Annotated in this window: 5 protein-coding genes; 2 read left to right on the top strand and 3 right to left on the bottom strand. The window is 57.9% G+C overall.

What is annotated here, in order from left to right:
- Together KXR87_RS21540 and KXR87_RS21535 are read left to right on the top strand one after the other, a co-directional pair.
- On the top strand, positions 1-4,494 hold a 4,494-nt coding region (locus tag KXR87_RS21540; protein ID WP_437434256.1), incomplete at its 5' end, for a beta strand repeat-containing protein.
- Complete coding sequence (locus KXR87_RS21535; protein ID WP_437434255.1) at positions 4,491-7,181, top strand: sulfotransferase; 2,691 nt, start codon at positions 4,491-4,493, stop codon at positions 7,179-7,181. The genes KXR87_RS21540 and KXR87_RS21535, both read left to right, overlap by 4 nt.
- A gap of 155 nt (positions 7,182-7,336) precedes the next feature.
- Here the strand turns inward: KXR87_RS21535 and KXR87_RS21530 are convergent, their stop codons facing one another.
- Genes KXR87_RS21530 through KXR87_RS21520 form a run of 3 tightly spaced genes read right to left on the bottom strand, consistent with a single transcriptional unit; the run spans position 7,337 to position 10,124 of the window.
- Positions 7,337-7,558, bottom strand: coding sequence for an acyl carrier protein (locus KXR87_RS21530; protein WP_437434254.1), 222 nt, complete (start codon positions 7,556-7,558; stop codon positions 7,337-7,339).
- A 17-nt stretch (positions 7,559-7,575) separates the two neighbouring features.
- On the bottom strand, positions 7,576-9,009 hold the full coding sequence (locus tag KXR87_RS21525) for an AMP-binding protein (RefSeq protein ID WP_437434253.1): 1,434 nt from the start codon (positions 9,007-9,009) through the stop codon (positions 7,576-7,578).
- Entirely contained in the window at positions 9,006-10,124 is a 1,119-nt protein-coding gene (locus KXR87_RS21520; RefSeq protein ID WP_437434257.1) for a membrane-bound O-acyltransferase, read from the bottom strand. The genes KXR87_RS21525 and KXR87_RS21520 overlap by 4 nt, the downstream gene beginning before the upstream one ends.
- Positions 10,125-10,139 lie beyond the last annotated feature (15 nt).

Below are 10,139 nucleotides of genomic sequence, written 5' to 3'. Positions count from 1 at the left end.
GCGGATATCAGCGGCGGTGTCACCTTCTCCCTGAAAGCGGGCAGCGACGCGGGGCTGACGATTGACCCGACCACCGGCGCGGTGACGCTGACCGGCAACCCGGACTTTGAAAGCAAATCCAGCTACAGCTTCACGGTTGTGGCCACCGATGCGGCGGGCAACCACAGCGATCGTACGGTCACGCTGGGCATCAACAACCTCGACGATGTCGCCCCGACGATCACCAGCGGCACCACCGCCACGGCGATCAACGAGAACAGCGGCGCAGGGCAGGTGATTTACACCGCCACCGCGACCGACACYGCGGATATCAGCGGCGGTGTCACCTTCTCCCTGAAAGCGGGCAGCGACGCGGGGCTGACGATTGACCCGACCACCGGCGCGGTGACGCTGACCGGCAACCCGGACTTTGAAAGCAAATCCAGCTACAGCTTCACCGTTGTGGCCACCGATGCGGCGGGCAACCACAGCGACCGCACGGTCACGCTGGGCATCAACAACCTCGACGAGGTTGCCCCCAGCTTCACCACCGGTAACAGCAGCGACAGCTTCGCCACCGCCACGGTGAGCGTTGCCGAAAATACTGCCGCCAGCACCGCGATTTATACTGCGCAGGCCCTTGATAATGACGCCGTGGACGGTGGCGAGCATGTCACCTACAGCTTGATCGATACGGATAATGGCGCAGACGCCCGGTACTTTACTATCGACGCGGCAACGGGTGCAGTCACCTTCAATACCAGCCCTGACTATGAAGGCACCCACGCGCCTGCATACACCTTTATCGTCGCCGCCACTGACGCAGCGGGCCATATGACCACGCAGACCGTCACCGTTAATGTCACCGATGTCGATGAAATCGCACCGACTGTTACGCTCGACGGCAGCTCTAAGGGACCGGTGATGCTGAGCCCGGCGACCAACTTAGTTTACTCCAACGGTTTTGACACAACCACGCTGGGCGACGGTAGCTTCCTGGTGACATGGGGAGGCACCAACAATGGCAGCTACGGGATCTATGCGCAGCGCCTTAGCGCTCAGGGTGTGGCGATGGGTGATCCCGTACAGCTCGCATCTGGCGTGACCATCACTTACGCAAACGGGTCAGACAGTGTCGTCAGCGTGACGGCCATTAATGATGCCGGAGCGTATGCCGTGGCATGGGCCGGCAAGAATGGTACCAACACTGATAGCAGCATCTATACGCAGTTATTCAACGCTGACGGCAGCCCAATATCCGCAGCCGTAAAACTGGATGGGGCCGCTTCTGCGCAGGATATAGCCCCGCAGATCGCGACGCTTACCGATGGCGGCTATATCTTGAGCTGGTACATTAACAACGTCGGTGTCTACGTGCAGCGCTTTGATGACGCTGGTGCCACTGTTGGCAACACCGTGCCGCTGGCGGTGTCCGGTTCTTCTTACAACGCCAGCCCGCAGGTTACCGTGCTGGACAGCGGTAGCTACGTGGTGACCTGGCAGGGCCAAACCTCTGGCGACTACCACATCTATGTGCAGCAGTTCGACGCTACCGGCACCGCTTCCACCCCAGTGATGCTGGACGCCACGACGGGCAACAGTTCTAACAGCGAAATTCAGCCGCAGATCACAGCACTGGCTAACGGTGGCTATGTCGTCACCTGGTCCGGCTACAACTACAGCAACTCGAACTACAACAACGGCACCTATGTGCAGCAGTTCGATGCCAACGGCGCCAGGGTTGGCAGCATCGTTGAACTGGACAGCACGCATAATGGTAATTTCGGTAACAGCTCTACCTACCCGTTCGTTGCAGCGCTGGCCGACGGTGGCTACGCCATCAGCTGGATGGATTATTCCAGCATCAGCGGCTACGTCGATTACAATGTCTTTGTTCAACAGTTCTCTGCTGGTGGCAGCAAAGTGGGTGCTGCTGTGCAACTGGACGCATCACACAACAACACAAGCAGCAACTACGACCAAAACCCGCGCATCACGGCACTGGGCGATGGAGGCTACGTCGTCTCCTGGATGAGTAGGAACGGCTCGAATTGGGACGTCTACACGCAGAAGTTCAATGCCAGCGGTGAGCTTGTGGGTGGTTTCGTGAAACTGGAAGCTTTCAGCGGCGCAACTGACATCTATCCACAAGTTACCGCCGCCGGTGCAGACGGCGAATACATGGTAACCTGGTACGGTTATAACAGCGGCATTTCCGGCCGCCATCTCTACGTGCAGAAATTTAACGCCGATGGCAGCACCTGGGAAAACCTCGTCGTGCTGAACCATGATGGCCAGGCCACCGTGCAAAGCACCGAAAACGGCACCATCTATCTGGTCAACGACAATGTGACGGTAAGCCAGCTCAGCGACATTACCGGCGCTGCCAGCGACCAGTGGGCCAGCACTGCTGTCATCGCAAATACCAGCGCAGCGATCTCTGCTGCCAACCTTGCTGATGGCACTTACCACGCTTACGCCGTCGATGCAGCGGGCAATCTTTCCGTCATTTCCGGCAGCAGCGTGATGGTGGACAACACCGTGCCTGTTTTCACCAGCGCGACCACTGCCGCCGACATTACGGACAGCACCCATGCCGGCGACACCGTCTACACCGCTGCCGCCACCGATGCGCACGGGGTCACCTACAGCCTGAACGACACCGTACACTTCCGGATTAACGCCAGCACTGGCGTGGTGACGCTGCTCTCCAGTCCGGCTCAGGCTGCCGGTGCGCAATTCATCGTCACCGCCACCGACGCCGCTGGTAACCAGACTACCCAGACCGTGACCTACAACGTCGTCGATACCACACCGCCGACCGTCACGCTTATCCGTGACGGGGATGGCGTGGAGAACGGTAATGAGACCGTTAGTGTGCAGAGCACTGAAGCTGGCACGGTATACCTGGTCAGCGACAGCGTGACGGTGACGGATCTGAACAGCCTTACCAGTGCTGCCGACAACCTGGTGAACAGCGTTACCGTTACGGCGAACGCCGGCACCGCGCTGGCGCTGACTGGCCTCGCTGACGGTACATACCACGCCTACGCCGTGGATGCCTCAGGCAATGTCTCTGCTATCTCCGGCAGCAGTGTGATCGTTGACAACACCCTGCCTGTCTTCACCAGTGCCGCCATCGCCGCCGACATTACGGACAGCTCCCACGTCGGCGACACCGTCTACACCGCGGCGGCCACCGATGCGCACGGGGTCACCTACAGCCTGAACGACACCCAGCATTTCAGCATCAACGCCAGCACTGGCCTGGTGACGCTGCTCTCCAGCCCGGCGAAGGCCACCGGGGCGCAATTCATCGTCACCGCCACCGACGCCGCTGGTAATCAGACCACCCAGACCGTGACCTACAACGTCGTCGATACCACACCGCCGACCGTCACGCTTATCCGTGACGCGGATGGCGTGGAGAACGGTAATGAGACCGTTAGTGTGCAGAGCACTGAAGCTGGCACGGTATACCTGGTCAGCGACAGCGTGACGGTGACGGATCTGAACAGCCTTACCAGTGCTGCCGACAACCTGGTGAACAGCGTGACCGTCACGGCCAACACCGGGGCTACGCTGGCACTAACCGGGCTTGCCGACGGCACTTACCATGCTTACGCTGTGGACGCGGCCGGCAATGTCTCTGTTATCTCAGGCAGCAGCGTGGCGGTGGACAATACTGCACCTTTGCTGACCAGCAGTACCCCGCATGACGATGGCAGCAGCGTTGCCACGGGCGCTAACCTCACGCTGACCTTTAGCGAGAATGTGCTGGCGGGCAGTGGTCACATCACCCTGGTCAACGACAGCAACAGCAGTCTGAACAAGGTTATCGACATCACCGACAGTTCGCAGGTCAGCATCAGCGGCAACACGGTGACTATCGACCCGACAACGGATCTGGCGGCAGGCGCAAACTATCACGTCCAAATCGACAGCACCGCGCTGCACGACACGGCGGGTAATGGCTATGCCGGTATCAGCACCTCGACGGGGCTGAATTTCACGACCGCTGCCGCCTCGACCGGGAATCCCTCCATCGTGGTGTTCGACCTGACGACGGGCCAAAGCTCTGACCACAACGGGCGCGTTTTTGATGCCAATACCGCCTACACCATCTATATCAAGGTCAACAGCGATACCAGCACGCTGGTTGGTCTGGATAGCAACGAGATGTGGTCGGGTGCGCAGAATCTGGGCACCGACGACAAAATTGTGCTGGTAGGCACGGGCAGCGCTGTTAAGGGAAGCCATGGCGAGGCAGTGATGGGGATGAATCAAGTTGGAAATGCCGTTCACTGGATGGCAGCGTTCTCTACTTCGTTTTCTAATTATGTCGCCGGAATTAATGCAAACGGCCAGTTCACTCGCAATGATGTAGCGCCTGGCAAGGATCTTTGGAACGGTACCTGGGCCGCGAACCCGAATCATGACAATTCGTTTGCTCAGGCGTATATGCAGGCGATGCCTGCCGGTGTTCTCACCTCGCAAGGGCTGGCGATGCCATGACAGGTTCACTGATACTGCTACGCCGTCTGGTCGAAATGCGGCAGTTTGAGGCGCTGCAGGAGGCAGGCTTTAGCCTGCCGGCGCTCTCACCAGCAGAACAGGTGCTTTTGGCCCTGGCTCAGGCCCATTTGGGCCAGCCAGCGGCGGCCCGCCAGACGCTGATGGCGCTGGACCCGGCTACACTGGAGGTCGACGCCCGCGTCGACCTGGCGGCCTTACACCTGCTTCTTGGGGAATCAGGCGCGGCGCAGGCGCTGCTGGAAGCCACCCGCACTGAGGCACCAGACCACTCGCTTTTGCTGGCGCGTCTGGCTGCCTGTTATGTGCAGCATCAACGGGGGGAGGAGGCTATTCCCCTGTATGAATGCAGTTTGCGCCTGCAACCACGTATCGAGGTCTATCAGCAACTGCTGCGTCTCTATCTGCAAAGTGAGGCGTTGCATCAGGCAGAGGAGACACTGGCCGCCGCAGACCTCTTTTGGGCAGGCGAGCGGGAGCACTGGCCCGCACCGCAGGTGGCTCTGCACGACCAGCAACTGCGCGGCCTGCGTCTGGAACTGTGGCTGGCCCGTGGCGACAATGCCCGCGCTGAGGCCTGGCTGGACTCACGCCATGCTGAACTGGCTGAGGAGGATTACTGTGGCCTGCTGACCGGTTATGTTCAGCGTCTGGCCGAGCGTGGACGCCATGCCCAGGCTGAGGATGCGCTGCGCCGTGGTCTGCATCATTACCCGGAACATCCTGACCTCTACCAACAGCATGCGGAGCTGGCGGAGCTTCAGGGGCGGATGCCTCAGGCCATAATGTTGCTGCACCGCGCCATTAATCTGGCTGGGCAGCAGCAAAAAATGACGCTTCCTCTGCGCCTGAAACTGGCCAGCGTCGCGACTCATGGGCATCCTGCGTTGGCGCGTGACATGGCTGAACAGGCGATTGAGGAGGCCGGGGCGCTGACGCCTTCACCCGATATCGACGCCGCGCAAATCGACTACTGGCTGGCGCAGGCACACGTGGCACTGGCCGGAGTTGACGCGCAGGAGCAGCAGTACACCGGCGCGGAGGCGAGATACGTAGAGGTTCTGCAAGCACATCCGCGGCTGGTACCTGCACTGCAGGGGCTGGGGCAGTTGTATATGCAGTTGGGGCGCATCGACGAGGCCGTCGCGCTGTTTGAGCAGGTACTGGCTGTCGACCCGGCACGCGGTCATGCCGCACTGATTAACGCCCGACGCTTTCCACAAGATGAAGAGACGTTAATTCGCCTGGAAGCCTTTGCACGACGACCTGGCCTTACCGGACCGGTGCAGCCTGGACTACTGCTGCAACTGGCTGCGGCCTGGGAAAAACGCAAGGACTACACCAAAGCCTTCACCCTGGCCGATGAAGCCAATGCGGCCAGTCGTGCGTTTCTGAGTTATGACCCGGTTGCGCATCGGCAAGGCAGCGCGCGTATCCGTCATGCTTTTAGCCGTTCACTATACGAACACCGACGCGGCATCGGCAACGCCTCAACGCTGCCGGTGTTCGTCCTGGGTATGCCGCGTTCCGGTACGACGCTGATTGAACAGATTCTGGCAGGACACAGCCAAATCCACGGCGCGGGCGAACTTGGGGTGATTCCCAGCACGATTGCCAGGCTGGAGCGCTGGGAACGTCATACGGGGTCAGGACGCCATTACCCGGACTGTGTGGACGATCTGTCGGCCGATGTTGTGGCGGGCATTACCGACAGCCTGCTTAAGGAGCTCAAGGAAACCGTGCCAGAAAACGCGTCTGAGGTCCGGCATGTGGTGGATAAGCTGCCGCACAATTTCGAGAACATTGGTCTTATCAAACTGCTGTTCCCGAACGCGCGGATAATCTCAGTACGACGCGATCCGCGCGATATCGCTATCTCCAACTACTTCACCGACTACGCGGCGAAACATGGCGGTATGGGCTTCGCCTATGACCTGCAGTGGATTGGTGAACAGCTGGCCGACCACAATCTCATGATGCACCACTGGAACCAGCTGTTCCCCGGCGAAATTCTCGAGGTGCGCTATGAGGACGTGGTATCTGAACCGGAGCGCGAGGCGCGTCGCATGCTGGATTATCTGGGCGTGCAATGGGAGCCGCAGGTGCTCGACACGTCTGAACTGAAAAGGCCGGTCAAGACCGCCAGTGTGTGGCAGGTACGTCAGCCTATCTATCAGACCGCCCGCGAACGCTGGCGCCGTTACGCGGACTTTCTGACGCCGCTTATCGCCGGTACGAACGCGAAGATCGTGCATGAACCTATTGAGATGGTGAGCTTGCCCGTACCCGGCATGCAGACCGATGGCATAGCGCACTATCGTCAGGGGAAGCTAGATGAAGCAGAGATGCTCTTCAAACGCCTGTTGCACCACGTGCCTGAACACGCGACCGCGCATTTCATGTTGGGTCTGATTTGCGTGCGTAAAGGGCATCTGGCTGAGGGCATTACGCACATGGAAAAGGCACACCAGACATGCCCGTGGAATACCAACTGGCGGGGCGATCTGGCGCAGGCATACGAATTAGCGGAGCAACCGGAAAAAGCACAGAGGTTAAGGGCGCACCACGTCGGTACGGGTGACAACGTGGTAAGCGCAATGGATGAAGGCCGGGATGAGGCATTACCTCTGGGCTTTTCCATTCGCACCTCCGCGACGGGGCCATATTAGAACACCGCTATGACCCTTAGTCAGAAAAGGGGCAAAGGCTACCGGTACACTAAAATGGACGAAAAACGCTAAAAAGCAGACAGCATAAAAAAGCCCCTGCATGCCAGCGCATGCAGGGGCTTTACTCTCTTTCAGGCTCGGTCACCGCATGGGGATTAACCGCGGTTCTCTTCGATATAGTAGGCCAGGTCTGCCGGCGTTTTCAGCACCGTGGCGACTTCGGTGGGCGGGATCATGCAGCCGTAAACGTCCTGCACTTCCAGCACCAAATCCACCGCCAGAATCGAGTCGAGGATATCGGACTCAATCAGTTCATCGTGGAATCCTACTTTGCGGGATAACACTTTTTCAAACAGCGCGAGAATGTCTTGTTCCATCTTTTTTTCCTGAATAATTAGTTAGTGCGGGCGTGAGTATCCAGCAACTTACGATCGATTTTGCCGTTCGGGTTGAGCGGCAGGGCATCTTTAATGATGATTTGAGACGGCACCATGTAGTGCGGGATCACCGCAGAGAGCGACGATTTAATCGTCTCTGGCGCGAGATCCGTCACGCAGAATGCCGCAATGCGCAGTACACCGCCGCCGGATTTCATCAGCGGTAACACCACAGCTTCGCTGATGCCGGACATCGCCAGCAGGCGGTTTTCAATTTCATTAATCTCAATGCGATAGCCGTTCAGCTTGATCTGGCTGTCGTTGCGACCCTGGCAGTACAGAAGGCCGTCTTCATAGCCCAGATCGCCGGTGCGATAGCCACGGTAGGGTTCGCTCTCGCGATGCAGCAGTTTTTCGGCATTCTCCTGCGGCAGGCCCAGATAGCCGCGCATCACGTTTTTGCCCCAGATGATGAGTTCGCCTTCAGGCGTAATTTCCATGTGGGACTCCGGCATCATCGCGCCGACGGGCAGCAGGTCGATGTCGTTATTGAGGATCGCATCGGTGATTTCAATCACCGTGGTGGCGATAGTTGCCTCTGTCGGGCCATAAGAGTTGAGGATTCTGGCCTGGGGGAAGCGGCGACGAAGCTGTTTTACCAGCGCCTTGTTCAGCACCTCACCAATAAAGACAAACACCCCAAGCGCCGGCAGGTAATCGCTGTTGAACTGCGGAGAGAGCAGGCGCTGATAGGCGAACGACGGCGTGGAGACCCAGACGGACACGTCATTCGCTTTCAGACGATCCAGCCAGTTTTCAGCCGCAATATCCTCTTTGGCGTTCAGTACGATATGCCCCCCCGTGGCGAGGTTGGCCAGTAACGGAATCAACGACAGATCAAAACTGAACACCGCGTGGTTCATCAGCACCGGCTTTTCCGGCAGGCAGAAGTCATTGCGCACCCATTTCATAAAGTGCCATACGCTCTCACGGCCAATCTGCACCCCTTTAGGCTTGCCGGTGCTACCGGAGGTAAACATGATGTAGGCCAGATCCTGCTCGGCAAGCACCTCTCCCGCTTCAGCGGTTTTTACGAAGGTTCTGGTGACCACATCGTAGTAGTAAGGCGCCCTGGCGAGGTGACAGATTTCTCTCAGACGCTCCGTAGGATAGATGCAGTCGACAGGAATGTAGGGAATGTTATGCAGCAGGCAGCTATAAATGGCGACGGCAAACTCCGCCTGCTGATGACCGTAAAGCACCACTGGCGTACCGGCGGGCTGCTGGCAGTGTTCATAGCGCTGGGCAAAATCAACCACCGCACCAGCCAGCTCACCCCAGGTCAGCGTCACATCACTGCCGCTGATGGCCAACTGTTGCGGATGGGTGGGATCGCGCAATGCCGCACGCAGAAAGTCCTGTAGTTCAATGAGTTCAGATTGCATTTTCATAGGGGAGACATTCCACTAAAGATGTAAAGGGAGGCTGCGGCGCTTCCCAGCGTCAGAATTCGTCCCAGAAAGGCGATAGCCGGAAGCTGAAGCCAGTGGTTCAGCCTGGGGCTGCGTTTGGCCCACCAGAGCAGCATGTTATGCGCAACAGAGATGCCGCCAAAGAGCGCGCCGCTGATGACGTAGTGCCGTTCCAGCCCGTTCCATGCGCCCATACAAAACAGAGTGCAGAAGATGCCAATATTCTGCGCGAGCGTTTTGTTCTGCCGGAAATAGTTGAGCTTCATCAGGTTCATATAAACCGGCATAAAGACCACATCGCGCAGCCACTCTGAGAGGCTGATGTGGAAGCGACGCCAGAAATCCTGCGGGTTTTTTGCCAGAATCGGCAGGTTGAAGTTGGCAGGAATGTTCAGACCAAACAAGCGGCCCGCGCCTATCGCCATGTTGCTGTAGCCCGCGAAATCAAAGTACAGATAGGCGCTATAGGCCACCGACATCACCACGCCCACGGTCCAGTCAAACGGGCGATGGCTCCATGACTGAATCACCAGGTTATCGATGAGCATCGCCAGCAGGAATTTCTGGATGATGCCGGTAAATATCTGCTCCATTGCCGTTAAGAACTGCGCCCGGTCGATAGCAAACACCGGTTTATTAATATCATTCACCCAGGTGCGCCAGCGGTACATCGGACCTGCGAGAATAATAAAGGGCATAAACAGGTAACAGAAATAGTGCAGGATATTTCGCCCATCTTTTTTACTGCGATAGAGCAGTACGTCAATGGCGCGAAACGTCATAAAAGAGAGGCCAATCATACCCCAGTGATTATTCAGGTGCAGTTTTACCAGGAGTAAAGGCAGCAGCGTTAACGTGACCGCCTGCCAGGTTTTTAACCATCCTTTCTCTTTTAACGTGGCGAGCACAAAAAAAGCGACAAATACGGCGACCGGGATAAGATAGTCATCCTGAAAAATATATCCCCAACCGAATGCGGCCAGCACCGAAAATGCCGACAGATAGGTAAGCCGAAAATGGAGCACACGATTTACCAGCGCAAACATCAGCGCGGATGAAAAAAGCCAGAAAAAAAAGGTTCCGGAGCTGTACATCATTCACCCTCAGAA

The sequence above is a fragment of the Yokenella regensburgei genome (genome assembly GCF_051486985.1).
Lineage (GTDB): Bacteria > Pseudomonadota > Gammaproteobacteria > Enterobacterales > Enterobacteriaceae > CBFFRJ01.
The sequence above is the reverse complement of the archived record's forward strand: the minus strand, read 5'-3'. Positions and strand labels throughout refer to the sequence as shown.

What these genes read in the sequence shown, in the direction of transcription:
- KXR87_RS21530 (WP_437434254.1), bottom strand. Translation starts at nt 7,558, where the DNA reads ATGGAACAAGACATTCTCGCGCTGTTTGAAAAAGTGTTATCCCGCAAA.
- KXR87_RS21525 (WP_437434253.1), bottom strand. Translation starts at nt 9,009, where the DNA reads ATGAAAATGCAATCTGAACTCATTGAACTACAGGACTTTCTGCGTGCG.
- KXR87_RS21520 (WP_437434257.1), bottom strand. Translation starts at nt 10,124, where the DNA reads ATGTACAGCTCCGGAACCTTTTTTTTCTGGCTTTTTTCATCCGCGCTG.
- KXR87_RS21535 (WP_437434255.1), top strand. Translation starts at nt 4,491, where the DNA reads ATGACAGGTTCACTGATACTGCTACGCCGTCTGGTCGAAATGCGGCAG.